This is a genomic window from Ekhidna sp. (assembly GCF_965227465.1).
Classification (GTDB): Bacteria; Bacteroidota; Bacteroidia; order Cytophagales; family Cyclobacteriaceae; genus Ekhidna.
Map to the genome: position 1 here is coordinate 247,274 of NZ_OZ245746.1, position 20,178 is coordinate 267,451.

Consider the following 20,178-nt stretch of genomic DNA (forward strand, 5'->3'; position numbering starts at 1 on the left):
CAAATGTAGCCAATACCATTGCTGCTTTTCCAAATAAATAGCGATCGGCAAATGGGTATTTCAAGCGGTCAATTGATTAAGTTGACGAGTTTAACTGCTTTTACGTTACAAACGTGAAACATATTTGCTAATTTTGCGGACTTTTGATCATTAAAATAGATCCTTTTTCCTATGGGAATGAAATTATCCGAATTCAAATTCGATTTACCATCAAGTCTTATTGCCCTTCACCCAACAGACAACCGTGACGATTCTCGTCTAATGGTCATTCATAAAGACACAGGAGAGATTGAGCATAAAGTTTTCAAAGATGTAGTAGACTATTTCAAAGAAGATGATGTTTTCGTAGTAAACGACACCAAGGTGTTTCCTGCTCGTCTGTATGGCAATAAGGAAAAAACGGGTGCCAAAATTGAAGTCTTCCTTCTTAGGGAGTTAAATACTGAAATGAAACTGTGGGACGTACTAGTAGATCCTGCACGGAAAATTCGAGTAGGAAATAAACTCTATTTTGGAGAAGGTGAACTTGTTGCAGAGGTTATAGATAACACGACAAGCAGAGGAAGAACCATCAGATTCTTATTTGATGGCGATCAGGAACAATTCTATAAAATGATTGACGCCCTGGGAGAGACTCCTCTACCAAAAGAAATACAGCGAACAGCTGAGCCTGAAGATCGTGAAAGATTTCAGACGATATATGCCAAAAATATTGGTGCTGTTGCAGCTCCTACTGCAGGAATGCACTTCACTCCACAGTTGATGAAGAAAATGGAATTGATCGGAATTGATACTGCCCCGATTACACTTCATGTGGGTTTAGGTACTTTCAGGCCAGTAGACGTTGAAGACCTGACCAAGCATAAAATGGATTCTGAAAATTACTGGGTTGAAAAACCTACAGCGGATAGAGTAAACAGAGCCCTCTCTGAGAAATCTAAAATTTGTGCTGTAGGAACAACAGCAATGAAGACCCTGGAATCTTCTGTTTCTGCAAATGGTCTACTTAAGGAAAATTCAGGATGGACAGATAAATTCATTTTCCCTCCTTATGAGTTCAAAATTTGCGATGCACTAATCACAAATTTCCACTTACCAGAATCTACTTTATTAATGATGGCCTCTGCTTTTGGGGGGTATGATTTAATTCAGGAAGCATATCAATTGGCAATTAAAGAAAAGTATCGATTCTTCAGTTATGGAGATGCGATGCTGATTATCTAAGAATAGCGCTTGAAAAAATACGCCATCATAGTGGCAGGAGGGATAGGTACACGCATGAAAAGCGATGTGCCAAAGCAATTCCTTTTGCTTAATGGGGTGCCGATAATTGTTCAATCCATAAACAGATTCTTGAAATACGATGATAAGACTCAGGTCATCGTTGTTCTTCCGGAGGTTCATATCTCCCAATGGGAGGCTATAAAATTTCAATATTTCCCGGATACTGAAATAAGGGTTACGACTGGCGGGATGACCAGAAGTGCTTCTGTGCTATCGGGACTTGCATTAATCAATAAGGATGGTTTGGTTGCCGTTCATGATGCGGTAAGGCCTTTTGTTTCTGACGAGACGATAACGCAATCATTCAAATCAGCTGATAAGCACGGTTCAGGAGTAGCTGTGGTTTCGTTAAAGGACTCTATTCGTGAATTGATTAATGATGAGTCAATTGCCAGAGATCGTACAAACTATGTGCTTGTTCAAACACCTCAAACATTTAGGGTTAGTGAACTAAAACTTGCTTATGAAAAAGCGGGAGCTGGCTTGTTTACGGATGACGCCAGTGTTTATGAGGCAGCTGGATTCTCAGTGAGTTTGGTAAATGGCACTTATGACAACATCAAAATCACCACGCCTGAAGATCTTAAATAGAAAAATCCACCCCTTAGGAGTGGATTTTTCATGATTTTGGTAATGAATTATTGTTTTATCACTCTGAATGTTAGCGTATTTTTCTTAGACTTTTCATCGATGAACTTTAAAAAGTATAGGCCATTCGGATAGTCTTCCAGACTAACCTTCTCTTCTGAACCGTTTCTTTTGTTTATTTCTTTGGTCAGTAGGGTGTTGCCTTTAGCATCCAGTAGCTGCATGTACAGATTATTTCCTCTGATTTTATCATAGGAAATAGTAACTGTACCAACAGTAGGGTTAGGGTAAATGTTGAAATTGGTAAATATCACGTCGGTAATTCCCAATACCAATTCGACAACAATTCCATCGTCTGTTACGGTAGCCGCAAGTACAAATTCATCATCAGACACTCCCGCTTCACCTATTTCAAACTCAACAAACGAGGATTCATCTAACGGTATGCCAGGGTATTCAACAAAGAAACGGTAAGTCCCCTGTGGCAAGAAACCATATTCGAACTCTCCATTTTCATTTGTTTCGCCATAGGCAATCAATTCGAACTCATCATTGTCCTGACCTATTCTTCCTCCACTACGCTTTCTTCTAAGTCCACACTTTCGATTGGCAGCACGTCTTCTGGCAGTGACCCTTCCCTCGTCGCTCGTTAGGTCTTCTTCGATAGTCCCTCTCACCACTCCTTCACCAGATGTTTCCGGCGGTGCTGCAGTCAATTGGACCTGCACCAACGAATCACTTGATAGTTCAAGGGTTTCGGCCTCTTGCCATAAAAAAGCGTCACCATAATAGGTAGCCACATATTTTTCAGGATCTGAATCAATATTGACTAAATAGTTTGAGTGAAAAACAGGATCAAAAGCGAAATCACCACCTGCACTATTAACTATGTCCATTGTGTCATACTTACCTGAAGGTCGTACTCTTAACAATATAGCTTCAACTTCATCTGTTACCGGATTCTGATTGGCAAATGTCTGTACACTTACCACCGAACTTTGAAGGTTGAATGAAGGAAGTCCATTAAGTATACTGAATGTATTGCTTCTGCCAATCTTACCAAAGGTAGAGGTAGCAACTTCAGTAGAAAGATTACCTCCTGATATGGATCCGCCAGCCGTATTTGTTGCGTAGCTCTGCAAGGTTAGCTGTGCTTGTAAAGTCAAGCACAGAGCTAATGCAAAGCCAAAAGCTGTTATTTTCTGCATTAGCTTTTTCATTTGCTTGCTGCTTTACTTGAACCTAACATCTTCATTAAAAGGTCCATCTCTTTTCGAAGAGTCTCAACTTCTGACAATGAAGCTTTTAAAGAAGAATTTTCATTTTCAAGTTTTTCAACCTTAGCATTTAATTCCTTGATCGCCTCAATAAGAATGGCAGTCATCTGTGCATAGTTAACAGCTTTCATGCCCTGCTCATTTGTATGAACAAATTCTGGGTAGATCGCTTCGACTTCTTGAGCAATGACACCAATTTGATTTGCCTGAGATTTAGACTCATCCTTCCACTGATAAGATACCCCTCTCATTTTTAAGGTATTCTCGAGTGGTTTCTCCAGGTTCTTGATATTTTTCTTTAATCTTCTATCTGAGGTTTGAACACCTCCAGAGGTAGATTGAAGGATGTCAGCAGCAATCGTTCCTGAAGCAGTCAGATTCCCGGGATCACCATCTAAAGTGATAGTTGTTGCCGAGATACTATCCCTAACTTCCATAATTCCACCTCCTGATGCCGAGCGTGAAGAGATATAGATTGTCTCATCAACTATTCCTCCATTAGCTGTATTGAATACCGAAATTCTTCCTGAGGTTTCGCCGGATTGGTCATCAGCAACGATCTCTACATTCGAGCTGAAATCTCCAGCTCCATCATCATTCTGACCGAAAACCTGAACGATTCCAAGTTCTGAATTGGTCCACCATTGGCCTGACACATAAACATTTCTAGTGACAGGGCCATTAACCATAACTAAACCGCTTTTTCCTGTTGGATCGCCACCTGCTTCGTTTCTATTTGATCCAATTGCAGCCAGAAAGGTGCCTTCATTATCAAAATAGTCTGTGCCACCCCTGCGATAACCTCCCGAAAACGTAGCTCCAAAAACATCAGTCACCGTATTGTAATTACTAATCAAGAGTTCTTGGCCGTCTGCTGTAGGATTCATGCCATATAGGCTGGCAAATGAATTTTCACCATTACTGGTTGTTCCTGCAAAGAAAGTGGCTCTGTTAAAGGCGTTCGTGACATCAGGGCTGCTTATTTGCAGAGTTCCGCCTTCCGTATTTCCTTGAAGATAAATACCCTCATTCCCTGCTCCATTAAGTGCTCTAAAAGAACTAGTAGTAATCGTATCAGGTGAGATATTTCCTCCGGAAGCTTGTGCCAATGGCTGGCCTTGAATAAATATCTGCTGTGCATCTATCGTACCATCACCATTGAGGAGAATTTGATCTACTCCTGTTGAATCGCGAATGATAAGACCTCCTGAACCAGATTCAAATATATTTCCTGTTAATTCAATCGTATGAATGTTGTTACCAATTGAATTATTGAAAAGCGAAATGTTTCCAAATTCATCGGTACCACTACTCGTTCTTCTGGTTGCCAGTTGACCAGAGTTATACCACCATCCACCACCATCATCGATCGATCCATATACATTAATGGATGCCATATCATGATCTTCATACCCCTCTGATCCTAATTGAATATTAATGCTGCTATCACCCCATAACTCAACCATACCATTGGTCCCTGTAGGATCTGAGCCAGCATCATCTTGAGCGATAGTGATTACGGCTTGTCCACCGCCATTGCTTCGGTTGATTTCAAGCATCGCTGTTTCTTCTGTAGAATTTCCTAAAGGGGTAACTCTAAATCTACCCAGACCAAAATTTGATTGAGCAGATCCTTCAATATAATACTCTGGAAAGCTTCCATCAGCGAAAGATCCAATAAGTGCCGCTCCTGTAGCTGTCTCGGTATCATCGTAAGAAATTAACTGAACAAATCCATCATTGCCCAGACCTCCGAACCAGCCAGCAGAATTATGCGCATCATTTCTTGTATAGAGATTGCCTGTCCCCTTGTTAGTTACGCGCAGTTGCGCACCAATATTTCTCAAGGAATCGTATAAGCCTAAAAAGCCACCATAACCTCCTGAGGAGCTACCTAGAATTACTTTGGTGGAATCATTAGCCCCATATAGAACGAGGCTACCCGCATTATTTGGATCAAAAAAGTTCAGATCTGCCTTCGTTTCCCCTGAATTTCCTACAACAATGACACTTTTTGATCGCACTGAATCTGGTTCAAGCGTGCCGCCTCCGGATCCTTCAATTGGCGATCCATTTATTAGAATCTGTTGTGCATCGATTGTACCGGTCGACCCATCCAAAAAAATGGTTTCAGTTTCTCCTGCATCTCTCAGCGAAATATGTCCGCCGGTTGAGACTCCATCTCCACTATTTAGATTTAAAGTGAATTGTGGTCCTCCTCCATCTTGCGAGGCATTTAGATTTATGTTACTAATTGTGGATGTGCCTACATGCTCAGAAAAGAAATTATGTGTTGTATTTCCAAAATAATTATACAGATCTAATCCACCTCTTCTATACCCATCAGGTAATAGTGTACCTGTTATGTCTTGATCAGAAGCATACAGGTTAGCCAGCAATTGAGCTCCATCATCGATTGAATTACCTCCATATAAATTCATAAAACTGTTTTGTCGCGTATCAGTAATCGTTCCGGCTACAATAGCACTTTTGAGTGTGCCATCTGCATTCTCTCTTCCATTTAATTGAAGGTATCCACCTGTACCTGTTCCTCGGTCTGTTGTTATAAAGGCGCCCGTTCGATTTAATGAATCTTTTAAGACAATTGCTCCATCGTATCCGTTATTATCAGCAAAAATGTTGACTTTGAGATCATTATTTAGTCCCAGAGCCTGGATGGAATTAGAAGTCAGTGAGTCTAAATTCACTGGTCCATCAGAATAAGGGAGAAATGGTGAATAAAGTGTTACAGGGCTTAACGCTTGCCCATTGACCGTGATATTCATTTGAACCTCGGGATTGTCTTGAAATAAAGTGTCAGGTAATGGAGTTATTTCACCTAGCACTACCGCATAATAGCCATCATTAACAGACACGTTACTAATAGTTTCAGACCAAGCAGGACTTGCAATATCGAACACTATGGTTGCCGTTCCTGTAAACGGTTTTCCGCCATCTAGTAATCGACCTTGAAATGGTAATTTTTGAGAATAAGCTGCAAAGCCAATTAGAAAAATTGAAATGGTAAGGTAAAGTTTCTTCATGTCTGAAAGTTAAAGTTGATTTACTCTAACCTAGCAAGGGAAACCTTTAATGTCAAGACTGGATTCGGGGTATTTTTATCAGATGATAATTTTGAAATCAATGATAAAAAAAAAGCTTCAACCTTTCGATTGAAGCTCTTATAATTTTTTTCGCAAGGCTAATACTCATCCTCGTTAAAGAAGAAATCTTCTTTTGTAGGATAATCAGGCCAAATTTCTTCAATATTTTCAAATGGTTGTCCATCATCTTCTAGTTCCTGCAGATTTTCCACAACTTCAAGTGGTGCTCCTGATCTGATAGAATAATCGATTAGCTCATCTTTGGTGGCGGGCCAAGGAGCGTCTTCTAAATACGATGCAAGTTCTAGTGTCCAATACATAATCTAGCCTCTGTTTATAAGTCCTGTTTTAATAATGCGCGCAAATATATATTATTATATCGTATACGCACTTAATTAAAATAATCCTTTATAGAAAGGTAATTTTCTTACACGAAAACTCAAGGAAAAGTTGCCAAAAAATTAAAATTCTCCAGAATCAACCCATTCCAGAAGTTTTGATTTTACCTCAATCTTTCGTTTCTGACCTCTAATCTTACTCTCAACCATTTTATTCATTTTTCCATCAGGCGATGAAAAATTTGCTGAATTTTCTTCATAAATCTTGAGGTCTTCCCTATCTCTCGAGATTAAGTCATTGATAATACCCTTTCTGATAGTCTTCTTCTTCTCTAAATCCAGTTTTGAAAAATCAGGAAACCGTTTGAGGGATAATTTCTTTACAAACTCTCGTTCGTTTAGCAATTGAATAAGCTCAAGGCATTGTTGCTTTTCTTGGTTTCTACTTCTATCTCTGAAAAGTACTTTTTTGGTTTTATCCAACTCCTCCTTATTAAAGGATTCATTTCCTTTTTTTATTGCGATGAGTCTTTTCAGCGTTTCTGAGTAGTCAGTAGGGGGTATAAATCTTTTTCCTTTTAGTTGCAGGTTGAATTGGTTATTAAGTGGTTTGTAAAACTCAGCTGGAATTCCTCCAACTTCTTTCCATTGTTCTTTTAGAGCCTTCACTTTATTAAACCGTTCCTGACCATGAATGTCTGCTAGCTTTTTTGCTTCTTCAACGAGTTCCTCATATTGCCTTTTTCGATGATCAGTCAATTTTTGCTTATCCTCAAAAAATTGCTTTTTACGATCAAAAAACTCCTTAATAATATCCCAAAAAGATGTTTCTAATTGTTCATTTTTATCTTCTTCTGCACTTCCAGTCTTTATCCATCTCCCCTTAATGTCATTCACTTTTTCGGTGGCTTCCTTCCAGTTGATAATTTCAACAATCTGTTTTGCTTCCTCAATTAGTGCGCTTTTGATTTCCGTATTTCTGACGCGATTTTTTTGGATGATATCACGAACCAGAGATTCATATTGCAAAATCTTATCTTGCAATGCCTGATAATCACCTAATCCATCATGTTGTGGTAGGTGCTCACGGAGGTGCACCAGTTTCATCAGAAAAGAGCCTTTATTTTCTGTAGCATCAATTTTTTCTGTTACCTCAGTAATTTTTTTCTCTAAATCTGAAAATCGTTCTTGAAAGAACTGGGTAGACTTTTCATGATCTTCATCACGAACTTCTCCGATTTCTCGATCCGGGTTTCCGTCCCAGCCGCTCTGAAAGACTTTATCGCCTTTTATAAATCCAAATGGTACCTGTATGATGTCCAAGGGTGAGTGTAATTCTTAAATGCGTGGTATATTCGATTTCTAATCAAACTTAAGCATGTCAGACGAAAAGATCATCTTCTCAATGTCGGGTGTAAATAAGATTCACCCTCCACAGAAACAAGTACTTAAGAATATATATTTATCATTTTTTTATGGTGCTAAAATAGGAGTCTTAGGCCTTAATGGAGCCGGAAAATCCTCATTACTTCGAATAATTGCAGGAAAAGATACGGATTATCAGGGGGAAGTCGTGTTTTCACCCGGATATTCGGTAGGGATGCTTGAACAGGAGCCTGAGCTTGATGCAGAAAAAACGGTAATTGAAGTTGTTAGGGAAGGGGTTAAAGAAGTCAATGATCTTCTTAAAGAATACGAGGAAGTCAATGCCAAATTTTCTGAACCGGAAATCTTAGAAGATCCCGATAAGATGAATAAGTTGATTGAAAGGCAAGGAGAGATACAGGAAAAACTTGATGCTACGGGGGCCTGGGAGATTGATCATAAACTGGAACGCGCCATGGATGCGCTACGCACTCCTCCTGAAGATGCTGTAATAAAAAATTTATCGGGTGGAGAAAAAAGAAGAGTTGCGCTTTGCAGACTATTATTGGAACAGCCTGATGTATTGCTACTGGATGAGCCTACCAACCACCTGGATGCGGAATCAGTCCTTTGGTTGGAGCAACACCTCCAGCAGTATGAAGGTACAGTTATAGCCGTCACTCATGATCGCTATTTCCTTGATAATGTAGCTGGATGGATTTTAGAACTTGATAGAGGAGAAGGAATTCCCTGGAAAGGGAATTACAGCAGTTGGTTAGAGCAAAAAGAGAAGAGACTGGCAAAAGAAGACAAACAAGAATCCAAAAGGCAAAAGACCTTACAGCGGGAGTTGGAATGGGTACGAATGAGTCCAAAAGGACGTCAGGCAAAAGCGAAAGCCAGATTGAGTGCATATGATAAACTGCTGGGAGAGGATGCAAAGGAAAAGGAAAAGAATCTTGAATTATATATCCCGCCCGGTCCTCGATTAGGTGCTAAAGTTATAGAAGCAAAGGGTGTGGCTAAAGGGTATGGAGATAAATTACTTTATGAAGATTTGTCATTTAGTCTGCCTCAGGGGGGTATAGTAGGAGTAATTGGACCAAATGGTGCAGGGAAATCTACCTTATTTAAGATGATTACCGGCAAAGAAACACCTGATAAAGGAACTTTTGAAGTCGGTGAAACAGTGGTCATGAGCTACGTAGATCAAGAGCATGATCAACTAGATGGAAATAAATCAGTTTTTGAGGTCATTTCGGAAGGAGACGAAATAATCGACCTGGGTGGGAAAGAGATGAATGCGCGTGCCTATGTAAGTAAATTCAATTTTTCCGGTCAGGATCAGGGAAAAAAAGTAGGAACCCTTTCAGGCGGTGAAAGAAATAGGGTTCATCTGGCTCTTACCCTTAAACGAGGTGCAAACCTTATCCTATTGGATGAGCCAACAAATGATTTGGATGTCAACACCTTAAGAGCACTTGAGGAAGCATTGGAGAATTTTGGAGGTTGTGCGGTTGTTATTAGTCACGATAGGTGGTTTTTAGACCGCATTGCTACTCACATACTGGCTTTTGAAGGAAACTCACAAGCCTACTGGTTTGAAGGTAATTTCAGCGAGTATGAGGAAAATAGGAAAAAACGATTGGGAGATGAAACTCCAAAACGTATCAAATACAAGAAATTAATTTAAGCCATGAAGAAACTAACCCTAATCCTATTTACAATCATGTTTGCTGCCTCCCTTTTTGCGCAGCGAACAATTATCTACGCTGGTACTTTGATTGACGGTGTATCTAAGAAGCCTGTGGCTGAGAGATCAATCATTGTAGAAGGTAAGAAAATTGTCTCTATTGAAAACGGGTATATCAGTGCACAAGAAGAAGATAATATAATTGATCTCAAGAATCATACGGTCATGCCCGGATGGATTGATATGCATGTGCACATCGAAGGCGAAACAAGTCCTGATAGATATATTCGTGTCTTCACCGACAACCCGGCAGATAAGGCTTTTGCTTCAGTTGACATAGCTAAAAGAACCCTAATGGCTGGATTTACTACAGTCAGAGATGTTGGAGGTAGTGGAGTCAATGTGTCTCTGCGAGATGCAATTAATAAGGGAACAATTGATGGACCAAGAATTTTCACTTCTGAGAAGGGGCTATCTATAACCGGTGGTCATGGAGATCCTACCAATGGATTCCGAGATGATCTTATGGGAGATCCAGGGCCTGAAAGTGGAGTGGTCAACGGAGTGGACGATGCGAAAAAGGCCGTACGTCAACGATATAAGAATGGAGCTGATTTAATTAAGATTACTGCAACGGGAGGAGTTTTGAGTGTAGCGAAGGATGGACAGGGAGCTCACTTTCAGGAGGAAGAAATCAAAGCCATAGTGGATGCTGCTAACGATTTAGGGTTTCATGTTGCAGCTCATGCCCATGGAGATGAAGGAATGAGACGCGCAGTAGCTAATGGTGTGAAGACCATAGAGCATGGCACATACATGAGTGATGCCACAATGGATTTAATGATACAGAAGGATGCCTATCTTGTTCCTACTATTACAGCTGGGATGGAAGTAGCAGAAAATGCGAAAAAGCCAGGCTACTATCCAAAAGTAGTGGCGGAGAAAGCCCGGGTTATCGGGCCAAAAATTCAGGGAACTTTTGCAAGAGCTTATAAAAGAGGAGTGCCTATCGCTTTTGGTACAGATGCAGGAGTATTTAAGCATGGAGAAAATGCAAGAGAATTCACCTATATGGTAGAAGCAGGTATGCCGGCGATTGAAGCAATTATTTGCGCTACCTCAAACAACGCAGAACTTCTTGGAATGGGAGAGCAGATTGGAACGATTAAAGCTGGTTTTATCGCAGATATTGTAGCCGTTCCCGGGAATCCATTAGAAGATATTGAGGTAATGAAAGATGTGAAGTTTGTGATGAAGGAGGGCAAAATCTATAAGAACTAGATCAAATTAAAAAGGTCGGATTATTCCAACCTTTTTAATGGTAATACTTTCTTGCATCACATCTTTCTGATCTTACCACTCCCTGAGGAGTTTGAGTTGATTCGTTTTGGATCGCCAGCATAATACACGCTTCCGCTACCTGAGATCTTGGCGCTCACTTCTTCAGTCGCAGTGATGTAACAACTCCCAGATCCGCTGATGGATGCTTCAAACGATTTTACGGTTAAATCTTCTGCTTTCACCCGACCCGATCCACTGATTTTAGCTTCTGCCTCGTTAGCCTCTCCATCCAGTCGAATACTGCCGGATCCTGAAATTCGTAAATCCATTTCGTCACTATTAATGTCCAGATCCATGTCACCTGATCCGCTTACCGAGAGTCGAATGTCTTCTGTATCTAATTGACCATCGCTTTCAATAAGCCCACTTCCACTCACAGATAATCCTTCGATTTTACGCATCGTCACATAAATATCCACTGCAGAGCGTCTCCATCCATCGTTCCAATTCCATTTACCTTCTTTCTTTATGACAAGTTTATCTCCCCTCATCTCAAATTCAATCTTTTCAAAGATGTCGTCATCACATTCAATCTCAATCTTTTCATCTGACCCTTGCTTGACGTAAACAGTCGCGGAAATACCTAGAGCTAACTCTGAAAAACTTCCAACGTCAACACTTCTTTTTTGAGCGTTTGATGGTGTGATTATGATAGCGGCCAGTAGTAGAGTAAGTAAGGTCTTCATAAGCTTTTTATTTAAAGACTTGATTAGCTCAAAAAGGTTGCATTAAATGAGCTATTGAAATTAGTTGCCCATTTGCTTTTCTGCTAATTGTTCATTCTCTAATCGTTGTTCCAATGCCTGAATGTAATTTCGGGCATCATTATTTCCATACTGAGTATATGAGCGTTCGGCCCATTTTCTAGCTTCGTTGAGGTTTCCAAGTATTTCATTTGCAACCGCCAAATTGTATGTTAAATAGCCTCCTTCTTTGCTTGGAACAGAGGTTAATCCATTTTCCCAAATTCTGGCCGCTTCTTTCCAATTACCTACATCTGCGTATCTGGATCCCTGCTCAAGTGCCGGTGACTTTTTCGATTTCCCAATAAAAGATCGGGTAATCTGCACAGGCATTGGAGCAATTTTGTAGGCATAGTTGGATCCCACTTGATTGGTCAAGTGACGAGTAGCATCCGTTTTATTAATAAGAGCAGCAATAGCCCCTGATTTTGTATCTGCTTGAGCATTCCATTCGTTAGTCCTGCGATATAGGTCCTGATCGATAATTTTTTCGGAAATAGGGTCGTAAATGCGGACGCCTATCGTAATGTTTGCTACTCCGGAAGCACTGAATTCATCTATTTCAATTTCTTCTCCATCTTCGTTTTTCACAGTTTTCTTACTTTTCCCGTCAGTGATGATAAAGTCAGAATCAAACATTTCGATTGCTATCACAGCATCTGCATCATAGTTCTCGCAAACCACTCGAATAGTGCTCCATGGTAAAGGATCAGGAAAGGCCTGAGTCAAACTATTACCGATAAAAGTCTCGTTGGCTACTCGGGTTTCAAACCTTCCGGAATTAGCCAATCGATTTTGAAAACCAATGATAAATGACTGAATTGCAGCCTTATCTTCTTCGGGAAGTTCTCCTGTTAAAATACCTTCAAGGACATTAACTGCCTCTTTTGAGTATTTTGTACGATTAAGTATTACCAGCGATTGAATGGATTGATCTACAGTGATGTCAGCCGGACGTGAAGAATTGATTGATACGGTTCTTCTTCCGCTTGAACAAGCGCCTGCGAGAAAAAGAAGTAGTATGAGTTGTATGATGATGCTTTTCATTGGGAAAATGATTTAAATCAAATTTACCAATAAACATGCCGTCTTGATAATCAGTAAAAAATTAATATGGTTTCTCACCAACCCAGTTTCCAGGAGGATCATAATTACACACCCAAATATCCATCCCACCACAACTGATTTTGGCACATCCGACTTTTTTAGTGGTTTGCCATACAATTTGTGTGTAATGACCACACATTTTCCCTGGCTTACACTTGTTTCTGTTATAGTTGTAATCTTCCTTTTCACTGGCCCAGGCATCAACTACATACTTTGCATCAAATGCTCCGGTAGTGCCTTTAAAAAGGTTTTCTCCGAATTTGTTGTTTGGCCTATGTTCCCAACCACAGTCATTTGCCTTAAGCTGCTTAGCCCAATCAGCAGCCAATTCAGCCATTTCATCTGACCATTCAAGTTTTTCTGTAACCCCAACATCTGCTCTCCAGTAGTTGTGTCTTTCCAAAATTATTTCGATTTCTTCCTCAGATAATGCTGTTTGAGGTTCTGTTTCTGAAAGTGAGGTATGTAGAATTAGACTCAAGAAGAATAATGTGATTTTCATAGCTGGTTTGTCTGAAGTTCATCGTCCCTGATTAAATAAAGATACTTCGCAAGATAAAAAGCTCCAATTCCACTAAAGATGTGCCATAGAAAATGGGAGCCCATCGGTAAAAATTCAGCAATTGAGAAATCTAGTCTTCGAAATAGGAGGCTCAGGATTAAAAAAAAGACAGATAAGACGATGCTGCTTAAATGCTTGTATTGATGTCTGGAAAGGTAAAAGAGAATGGGAGAGAATATAATGAAACCAGTCAAGAAATAGTTGATGTTGATTGCGAGCTGACCACCATAATACGATAAAATGGCAAATCGGATGAATATGAAGGGAACTACTATCGAAATAGCTAGCCATCTTTTTGGTAATATTCTATCCCAGAAGTAGATACTAACTGCCACTGTAACGATGGCGGTGGGAAGCACATCCATCCATAAAAGAAAGTTTGAAGTCCTGAACGCATGATATAGGAAGCTGCCTATACCTCCTAATGCAAGAAGCGGAATGAGGAAATAAATAAACGCGTAGTTCTTAAAATCCCATTTCAGTTTGAAAGCCCAATACAGTGGTGGTAGCACAATGGCCAGGGAAGAAAGTGCATTCCATGGCTCTGCTATGAAGGTTGTTAAATCAGTCTCTGCGTAAATAGGACCGCCATCTGAGGGTAGAATTTGCATCATATATGAAGATTTACAGGCTATTAACTAACTGGCAGGGAATTTGATTCCCTTACGGTAATAGCATAGAACATATATTGTTCTAGACTTTTTGGTTAGTTGAGGGCCCTGTCTGCCAGCCGGCGGATAGGGTTTCTTTTTTCAATAAACGTCCATTTTTTGTCGATTGTATCGTTCAAGATTTATAAATTGAAAAAAAATCCTTTTTTGTTTTGCATTCGACAATATCAGCTAAGAAAGACATATTAAAAATTTACAAAGAGGTAAGAGCACAGACTCAATTTTTGTGTGAGCCTCTTGAAATAGAAGATTTTGTGGTTCAGCCAGTTATGGATGTGAGTCCTCTTAAATGGCATTTGGGACATACCACCTGGTTTTTTGAAACCTTCGTTTTGAAACCTAATGTTAAAGAATATAAAGAATTTCATCCGAAGTATCCGTACTTATTCAACAGCTATTATATATCTGCTGGAGATCGGTGGAGTAGAGAAAATAGAGGTCAGTTGACACGACCAACAGTTAAAGAAGTGTTTGAGTATCGGAGCTATGTGGACGATCATATGAATAATTACCTGGGTGTCCGTCAGATCGATGACCAAACAAGTGATGTGGTTATTCTTGGATGCAATCATGAACAACAACATCAGGAATTGTTTTTATACGATATCAAACGAATTTTAGGGGACAATCCTTTGTACCCAATCTATAGAGAAACCTCAAAGCCAATAAGTGATTCTAACACTAAAAAGAATTGGCTGAACATTGAAGAAGGTATCTATGAAATTGGATTTCAGGGTGAAGGATTTCATTTTGATAATGAGGAGGGTCTTCATAAAGTTTATTTACATGAGTATCAAATAGCATCCGAACTTGTTACAAATGGTGAGTTCATTGAATTTATCATAGACGGAGGATATGAAAACCATATGCTGTGGCTTTCAGAGGCGTGGGATTGGGTGAATGAAAACAAGGTAAATGCTCCAAGATACTGGAAACATGAGGATGGTGGAGATTGGTGGCACTATACTCTTGGTGGATATGAGCCAATCAATCCTGATGAGCCTGTTGGTCATGTGTCCTATTACGAAGCTGATGCATTTGCCCGATGGAAAGGATGCCGGCTACCTACCGAACAAGAATGGGAGGTAGCTTGTAACACATTCTCATTCCAGGTGTCCAAGGAGATGAACTTTGTTGAAGCTCGTAATTTCAAAGCCATCAGTTCAGCTGATTATAGTTTTCTTGGAAATGTATGGGAGTGGACCTCAAGTCCTTACACACCATATCCATACTACAAACCTCCGGCAGGTGCGCTAGGAGAGTATAATGGAAAATTTATGGTCAACCAGATGGTGCTTCGAGGGGGATCCTATGGAACACCAGAAAGTCATATTCGTCCCACATATCGTAATTTTTTTCACCCACATTTGAGATGGATGTTTTCTGGTATCCGTCTGGCAAAACATATTTAATGACACAGGCAGAAGCAACGACGATTTTCGAAGAAGAAATATTAAATGGATTAAAAGCCAGGAATAAATTTTTGTCCTCTAAGTACTTTTATGATGCTAGGGGGGATGAATTATTCCAGCAAATTATGAAGCTGGATGAGTATTATCTAACCCGCAAAGAACACGAAATATTTACCACTCATAAGGAGGCAATCCTTCACTCTATATATGATGGCGAGACATTTAGAATTATTGAATTGGGTGCAGGAGATGGTTCTAAAACTAAGATTTTACTTAAGCATTTTTTAAAGCAGGGCATTGACTTTACATACACGCCAGTAGATATTTCTGGCAATGTCTTGGAAATATTAGAGACCAATCTGAAAGCGGAAATGCCTGACTTGAAAATGGAATCTTTTCAAGGCGATTACTTTGATGCATTGGCTCAGATATCTACTAACCCGGAGAAAGACGTTGTTTTTTTTCTTGGGTCCACCATTGGCAATTTTACTGAAGAAGAAGCTATTGGATTTATGTCAAAGTTGAGAGGCTTTTTAAAGCCTAATGATATGTTATTTCTCGGTGTTGACTTAAAAAAGGACCCATCAATTATTCTCAATGCTTACAATGACCATGAAGGAGTGACAAAAGAGTTTAATCTGAATTTACTCGATCGAATTAACGATGAATTGGAAGCAAATTTTGAGCGTGATCAATTTCAGCATTATCCTTACTATAACCCCCACACAGGCGAGTGTCGTAGTTACTTAATAAGTAAGGTTGAGCAGGAAGTTGTTGTTGCTGGTGAAAAGATCCATTTTAGAGCATGGGAAGCTATTTTCATGGAAATATCAAAAAAATATGATGCAGTCCAACTGGAAGAACTCGCAGAAAAATCTGGTTTCAAGCCATTAAATGGATTTCATGATCAAGAATCATGGTTTGCTGATATTCTTTGGGAAAAAGAAAAATAATCCAAAAAAGTGGGTCGCTACCGGGAAATAAAAAGTGCGCATGAGAAGATTCGAACTTCCACGGGATTGCTCCCACCACCCCCTCAAGATGGCGTGTCTACCAATTCCACCACATGCGCAAGGGATGGCAAAAATAACTTTTTGAGTATAATTCCAATCGGAATAGAAATAAAAAAGCCGGAATATTTATTCCGGCTTTAATCGTTTTCGATTTGCTATTAATGATGTCCGTGTTCTCCTTCTTCTTCCTCATCACCGGCAGGTAGCGTGTGAGAAGAATGGTAGCTATGCGTGATTTTTTCTGTTTGAGATAATAGTAAGGCTGAAACAATGAATACCATGTGAATTACGATTTCAATGATTACTCCTTCGGTACTGGTTTTCTCAACTTCATTTCTGTAGTTCATGAAAGTTTTAAGTAGGTATACCCCAGAGATGGAAGCTAAAGATGTCGCTAACTTAATTTTCAATTGACCGGCATCTAGTCCCTCCAGCCACAAAGGCTTATCCTCATGCATGTCTACGTCTATTCGACTGGTAAAAATTGAGTAACCCCCAATTGTCACCATAACGACTAGGTTCATTACCATCGATACATCTACCAGACCCAAAACTTTGATCATTACCTCCGTTTCATCCCAGATGCTGATGTATTTTACCATGTAAAGAAGTTCTTGAAAGAACTTATAGAGGTAAAGGAAAGACGCAACTATTAACCCTGTATAAAGAGGAGCTTGAACCCATCTACTCCAGAATATAAAGCCTTCGAAAAAACTCTCGAATCGATTTATGGGTGAATTCTCGTTACTCATAATTTGCTAACCAATTTAGAATTAGACCTGAAATATAAAAGATAATTTATAGGATGACCCGTCAATAATCGAAATTAAGTTAATCTTCATCAAATAATACCAAAGTACCTCCGATTATGTCATGAAGTCCTCTTTTTTGTCGATTAAAGAAGATCATTACGAATCCACCAAAAAAAATGATAAGCGAGATGATTTTTGCTAAATTCCTTAAGACGCATTGAAAAAAATGAACCCTATCATTTTGTGCGGTTTTGACCTTTATTTTAGCCCACCTCTTACCAGGAGTTGCCTGCCACATCCACTCAAATAAAATGTGATAGCCAAAATAAATGCTGCCAATCATTAGGTAATCAAAGTCAGTCCGGGGGACGATAAAGGAGAATAAATAGAAAAGGAGTAAGATGGGTAGTAGGTCAATGTTATGAGCTAAAAGCCTTGGCCAGAAACCTGCATATTTGGTGTTAATATCTATCAAACTGTTAACTTTAAACATCACAAAAATCAACTCTAATTATGAAAGTTCTTAAAATTATTGGAATCATCATTTTGGTGATTGTTATTCTGGGAGCCGGTGTTGTCATATTTGGCCCTTCCGAGACCCATATGGAAAGAAGTATAACCATTGATGCTCCGGTAGAGGCTGTATTCGATGAAGTTAATGGATTTAAAACCTTCGATCAGTTTTCTGCTTGGTCTGCAGTGGATACTACAGCAAAAATTATTATCGAGGGGCCAACTGCAGGAGTAGGCGCTAGCTATAGCTGGCAAAGCGATAACCCCGATTTGGGAACAGGTAGTATCGAAATCATTGAGTCAGATCAAAATATGATGATAAAATCTAAAATGAGCTTTGAAGGGTATCCCGGGGAGCCTACCGCCTCATGGATTTTGTCTGAGGAGGATGGTAAAACAAAAGTTATTTATACCTACGACGAAACAGATATCTCCGGAATAATGAAGCTATTTGCACTTGGAACAGAGAGTATGCTTTCACCAATGTATGATGAGACATTGCAGAAACTGAAAACCCGAGTGGAATCAAGACCTGATTTTACTTACGATATTGAGGAGGTGGAGACAACCTCTCAACCTTACATCGGTGTAAAAGCAAGTTCGTCTAGCGATCCTGCAGAAATTGGTGAAGTAATGGGGCAAGCATATGGTCAAATTGGAGCCTTTATGGCTAACAATAAAGTTGCTATGGCAGGAGCACCAATATCGATAGTTTTAAGTTATAATGAACAGGAAACTGAGATGATCTGTGGTATACCTACAGAAAGTGTGATTGAAGTTCAGGATGACAACATTATAAGTGAAATGACGTATGCTGGCAAGGCGTTAAAGACCATACACATGGGAGATTATGCTTTGATGGAAAGTGCGTATGAGAATCTTGTAGATTACATGAGCTACTATGGATACGAGGCGAACGGAAATCCTTGGGAAGTTTATCCAACTGATCCTACCCTTGTTCCAGACACAGCTCAATGGAGAACTGAAATATATTTTCCAATTAAATAATTAATAAACATACGTTTAAGTAGCCTCCGGTTGGGGGCTTTTTTGTTTTATACCAGGTCTGGCTGTTTTAGTTGAATCCATTGCAATCTTATATTTCTTTAGATACTTTTGCCCACCGTTTACGGAAAGCTGCCTGAGTGGCGGAACTGGTAGACGCGCACGACTCAAACTCGTGTTCCGCAAGGAGTGCCGGTTCGATTCCGGCCTCAGGTACGAAAGCCTCTCAACATTGAGAGGCTTTTTTTGTTAGTAACGAGCAGAATAGTTGACGAGGAACTAACTTTAATGTTTAATCAATAAGTATGAACCTATCCTTTAGCAAACTTTTTTATGTCTTGGCATCAATCATTGGTATCGTAGCTATCATGTACTTTGGAAAAGTATTGCTTTTACCCATTTGCTTTGCAATGCTTTTTGCTTTTATCCTATACCCGGTAGTTAAATGGCTAAAGAAAAAAGGTGTTCGAAAAGTATTCGGAATAATTATGACAATGGGAAGTGTATTTATTCTCGCGGCTGGTGTTCTTATTCTGTTCTCAGCTCAGATTATTGATATGGCCAGTCAATACTCCAACTTTCTCGAAAAACTCAAAGCAACGCTTGAGACTTCAATCACCTTTCTCAATAATAAAGTTCAGATTATTCCTGACATTGAGTCGCAAACAATTTTGGATAGGCTTTCTCATTTGTTTTCTGACAGTAGTTTTTTAATTATTTCGGATACCGTAAGTGTCACAGGCTCCTTTCTTTCATTTGTTGTGCTTGCCTCTATCTACACTTTTTTGCTTCTTTTTTACAGCGAACATCTCACCGAGGCGATAGCCAGGTTTACGACAAACTCTAAGAAGGAATCTTTTATCCAGATGCTGAGGGAGGTTCAGCAAGTTGGCCAGCAATATTTCACAGGTATGCTTCTCTTGATTTTGGTTCTAGGCGTTTTGAATACGGTAGGACTGTTGATTTTAGGTATAGATTATGCCTTTTTCTTTGGGTTTCTGGCCGCTTTGCTCGCCATTATCCCTTATGTCGGAACAACTCTCGGGGGTTTGATTCCTACGATATACGCTTTTGTGACTTTTGAAAGCTATTGGTACCCAGTGGGAGTGATAGCTATTTTCTGGTTTATACAATTTCTTGAAGGCAATTTTCTGAATCCTAAGATTGTAGGGGGGAATATGCAAATCAACGCGCTATTTTCAATTTTTTCGCTGATTGCAGGAAGTGTTCTGTGGGGTATTGCGGGTATGATTCTATTCTTGCCACTGGTCGCTATGTTCAAAGTGATATGTAGTCACTTTGTGGAGCTAGAGCCTGTCGCTTCGTTAATCGGAGATCGAATAACTGAGGTTAAGCCTCAGCCTGAAATAAGCTTGCTGGAGAAAGTAAAAGGCAAATTCAAAATATAGA

General features: G+C 39.7%; 18 protein-coding genes and 2 tRNA genes. 9 read left to right on the top strand and 11 right to left on the bottom strand.

What is annotated here, in order from left to right:
* Positions 1-177: 177 nt before the first annotated feature.
* Both queA and ACO05G_RS01095 read left to right on the top strand, forming a co-directional pair.
* Positions 178-1,224, top strand: coding sequence for a tRNA preQ1(34) S-adenosylmethionine ribosyltransferase-isomerase QueA (gene queA / locus ACO05G_RS01090; RefSeq protein ID WP_348280217.1), 1,047 nt, complete (start codon positions 178-180; stop codon positions 1,222-1,224).
* Between the two features lie 9 nt (positions 1,225-1,233).
* Complete coding sequence (locus ACO05G_RS01095; protein ID WP_421764303.1) at positions 1,234-1,875, top strand: 2-C-methyl-D-erythritol 4-phosphate cytidylyltransferase; 642 nt, start codon at positions 1,234-1,236, stop codon at positions 1,873-1,875.
* 47 nt (positions 1,876-1,922) lie between these two features.
* Here ACO05G_RS01095 and ACO05G_RS01100 read toward each other — a convergent pair whose 3' ends face one another.
* The 4 genes from ACO05G_RS01100 to ACO05G_RS01115 all read right to left on the bottom strand — a co-directional run bounded on the left by ACO05G_RS01100 (position 1,923) and on the right by ACO05G_RS01115 (position 7,914).
* Positions 1,923-3,092: a T9SS type A sorting domain-containing protein gene (locus ACO05G_RS01100; RefSeq protein WP_421764304.1), complete on the bottom strand. Its 1,170-nt coding sequence runs from the start codon at positions 3,090-3,092 to the stop codon at positions 1,923-1,925.
* On the bottom strand, positions 3,089-6,193 hold the full coding sequence (locus ACO05G_RS01105) for a tail fiber domain-containing protein (protein WP_421764305.1): 3,105 nt from the start codon (positions 6,191-6,193) through the stop codon (positions 3,089-3,091). Before ACO05G_RS01105 ends, ACO05G_RS01100 begins: the two co-directional genes overlap by 4 nt.
* Positions 6,194-6,351: 158 nt before the next feature.
* Entirely contained in the window at positions 6,352-6,573 is a 222-nt protein-coding gene (locus tag ACO05G_RS01110; protein WP_089356648.1) for a DUF2795 domain-containing protein, read from the bottom strand.
* Between the two features lie 141 nt (positions 6,574-6,714).
* A complete protein-coding gene (locus ACO05G_RS01115; RefSeq protein WP_421764306.1) occupies positions 6,715-7,914 on the bottom strand; it encodes a DUF349 domain-containing protein in 1,200 nt (399 codons plus the stop codon).
* A gap of 55 nt (positions 7,915-7,969) precedes the next feature.
* Between ACO05G_RS01115 and ettA the strand changes: the two genes are divergently transcribed.
* Both ettA and ACO05G_RS01125 read left to right on the top strand, forming a co-directional pair.
* Positions 7,970-9,649 (top strand): energy-dependent translational throttle protein EttA, encoded by a 1,680-nt coding sequence (ettA, locus tag ACO05G_RS01120; protein WP_421764307.1) that lies wholly within the window; start codon positions 7,970-7,972, stop codon positions 9,647-9,649.
* A gap of 3 nt (positions 9,650-9,652) precedes the next feature.
* Complete coding sequence (locus tag ACO05G_RS01125) at positions 9,653-10,930, top strand: amidohydrolase family protein (RefSeq protein ID WP_421764308.1); 1,278 nt, start codon at positions 9,653-9,655, stop codon at positions 10,928-10,930.
* 56 nt (positions 10,931-10,986) lie between these two features.
* Here the strand turns inward: ACO05G_RS01125 and ACO05G_RS01130 are convergent, their stop codons facing one another.
* The 4 genes from ACO05G_RS01130 to ACO05G_RS01145 form a co-directional block, all read right to left on the bottom strand.
* Positions 10,987-11,676: a head GIN domain-containing protein gene (locus tag ACO05G_RS01130; protein WP_421764309.1), complete on the bottom strand. Its 690-nt coding sequence runs from the start codon at positions 11,674-11,676 to the stop codon at positions 10,987-10,989.
* 60 nt (positions 11,677-11,736) lie between these two features.
* Positions 11,737-12,780 (bottom strand): DUF6340 family protein, encoded by a 1,044-nt coding sequence (locus ACO05G_RS01135; RefSeq protein ID WP_421764310.1) that lies wholly within the window; start codon positions 12,778-12,780, stop codon positions 11,737-11,739.
* A 61-nt stretch (positions 12,781-12,841) separates the two neighbouring features.
* The gene (locus ACO05G_RS01140) at positions 12,842-13,342 is read right to left on the bottom strand and encodes a CAP domain-containing protein (protein WP_421764311.1); all 501 of its coding nucleotides are present in this window, start codon (positions 13,340-13,342) and stop codon (positions 12,842-12,844) included.
* Positions 13,339-14,016 carry a ceramidase domain-containing protein gene (locus ACO05G_RS01145; protein WP_421764312.1) on the bottom strand — a complete coding sequence of 226 codons (678 nt, stop codon included), beginning with the start codon at positions 14,014-14,016 and terminating at the stop codon, positions 13,339-13,341. Before ACO05G_RS01145 ends, ACO05G_RS01140 begins: the two co-directional genes overlap by 4 nt.
* A 209-nt stretch (positions 14,017-14,225) precedes the next feature.
* On the opposite strand from ACO05G_RS01145, the gene egtB reads away from it, so the two are divergent.
* Complete coding sequence (gene egtB, locus ACO05G_RS01150; protein WP_421764313.1) at positions 14,226-15,485, top strand: ergothioneine biosynthesis protein EgtB; 1,260 nt, start codon at positions 14,226-14,228, stop codon at positions 15,483-15,485.
* Entirely contained in the window at positions 15,485-16,438 is a 954-nt protein-coding gene (gene egtD / locus ACO05G_RS01155; protein ID WP_421764314.1) for an L-histidine N(alpha)-methyltransferase, read from the top strand. The genes egtB and egtD overlap by 1 nt, the downstream gene beginning before the upstream one ends.
* Positions 16,439-16,473: 35 nt before the next feature.
* Here egtD and ACO05G_RS01160 read toward each other — a convergent pair.
* The 3 genes from ACO05G_RS01160 to ACO05G_RS01170 form a co-directional block, all read right to left on the bottom strand.
* A tRNA-Leu gene (locus tag ACO05G_RS01160) sits at positions 16,474-16,557 on the bottom strand.
* Between the two features lie 99 nt (positions 16,558-16,656).
* Complete coding sequence (locus ACO05G_RS01165; RefSeq protein ID WP_348280230.1) at positions 16,657-17,250, bottom strand: TIGR00645 family protein; 594 nt, start codon at positions 17,248-17,250, stop codon at positions 16,657-16,659.
* A 79-nt stretch (positions 17,251-17,329) separates the two neighbouring features.
* Positions 17,330-17,725 carry an RDD family protein gene (locus tag ACO05G_RS01170; protein ID WP_421764315.1) on the bottom strand — a complete coding sequence of 132 codons (396 nt, stop codon included), beginning with the start codon at positions 17,723-17,725 and terminating at the stop codon, positions 17,330-17,332.
* A 38-nt stretch (positions 17,726-17,763) separates the two neighbouring features.
* Here ACO05G_RS01170 and ACO05G_RS01175 point away from each other — a divergent pair, with 38 nt between their 5' ends.
* From ACO05G_RS01175 to ACO05G_RS01185, 3 genes are all read left to right on the top strand, one after another.
* Positions 17,764-18,771, top strand: a complete 1,008-nt coding sequence (locus tag ACO05G_RS01175; RefSeq protein WP_421764316.1) for an SRPBCC family protein — start codon at positions 17,764-17,766, stop codon at positions 18,769-18,771.
* Positions 18,772-18,902: 131 nt separating this feature from the next.
* Positions 18,903-18,984: transfer RNA gene (locus ACO05G_RS01180), tRNA-Leu, on the top strand.
* A gap of 89 nt (positions 18,985-19,073) precedes the next feature.
* Positions 19,074-20,177, top strand: coding sequence for an AI-2E family transporter (locus ACO05G_RS01185; protein WP_421764317.1), 1,104 nt, complete (start codon positions 19,074-19,076; stop codon positions 20,175-20,177).
* The last annotated feature ends 1 nt before the right edge of the window (position 20,178 follow it).

What these genes read in the sequence shown, in the direction of transcription:
- queA (WP_348280217.1), top strand. Translation starts at nt 178, where the DNA reads ATGAAATTATCCGAATTCAAATTCGATTTACCATCAAGTCTTATTGCC.
- ACO05G_RS01100 (WP_421764304.1), bottom strand. Translation starts at nt 3,092, where the DNA reads ATGAAAAAGCTAATGCAGAAAATAACAGCTTTTGGCTTTGCATTAGCT.
- ACO05G_RS01105 (WP_421764305.1), bottom strand. Translation starts at nt 6,193, where the DNA reads ATGAAGAAACTTTACCTTACCATTTCAATTTTTCTAATTGGCTTTGCA.
- ACO05G_RS01110 (WP_089356648.1), bottom strand. Translation starts at nt 6,573, where the DNA reads ATGTATTGGACACTAGAACTTGCATCGTATTTAGAAGACGCTCCTTGG.
- ettA (WP_421764307.1), top strand. Translation starts at nt 7,970, where the DNA reads ATGTCAGACGAAAAGATCATCTTCTCAATGTCGGGTGTAAATAAGATT.
- ACO05G_RS01125 (WP_421764308.1), top strand. Translation starts at nt 9,653, where the DNA reads ATGAAGAAACTAACCCTAATCCTATTTACAATCATGTTTGCTGCCTCC.
- ACO05G_RS01130 (WP_421764309.1), bottom strand. Translation starts at nt 11,676, where the DNA reads ATGAAGACCTTACTTACTCTACTACTGGCCGCTATCATAATCACACCA.
- ACO05G_RS01135 (WP_421764310.1), bottom strand. Translation starts at nt 12,780, where the DNA reads ATGAAAAGCATCATCATACAACTCATACTACTTCTTTTTCTCGCAGGC.
- ACO05G_RS01140 (WP_421764311.1), bottom strand. Translation starts at nt 13,342, where the DNA reads ATGAAAATCACATTATTCTTCTTGAGTCTAATTCTACATACCTCACTT.
- ACO05G_RS01145 (WP_421764312.1), bottom strand. Translation starts at nt 14,016, where the DNA reads ATGATGCAAATTCTACCCTCAGATGGCGGTCCTATTTACGCAGAGACT.
- egtD (WP_421764314.1), top strand. Translation starts at nt 15,485, where the DNA reads ATGACACAGGCAGAAGCAACGACGATTTTCGAAGAAGAAATATTAAAT.
- ACO05G_RS01165 (WP_348280230.1), bottom strand. Translation starts at nt 17,250, where the DNA reads ATGAGTAACGAGAATTCACCCATAAATCGATTCGAGAGTTTTTTCGAA.
- ACO05G_RS01175 (WP_421764316.1), top strand. Translation starts at nt 17,764, where the DNA reads ATGAAAGTTCTTAAAATTATTGGAATCATCATTTTGGTGATTGTTATT.
- ACO05G_RS01185 (WP_421764317.1), top strand. Translation starts at nt 19,074, where the DNA reads ATGAACCTATCCTTTAGCAAACTTTTTTATGTCTTGGCATCAATCATT.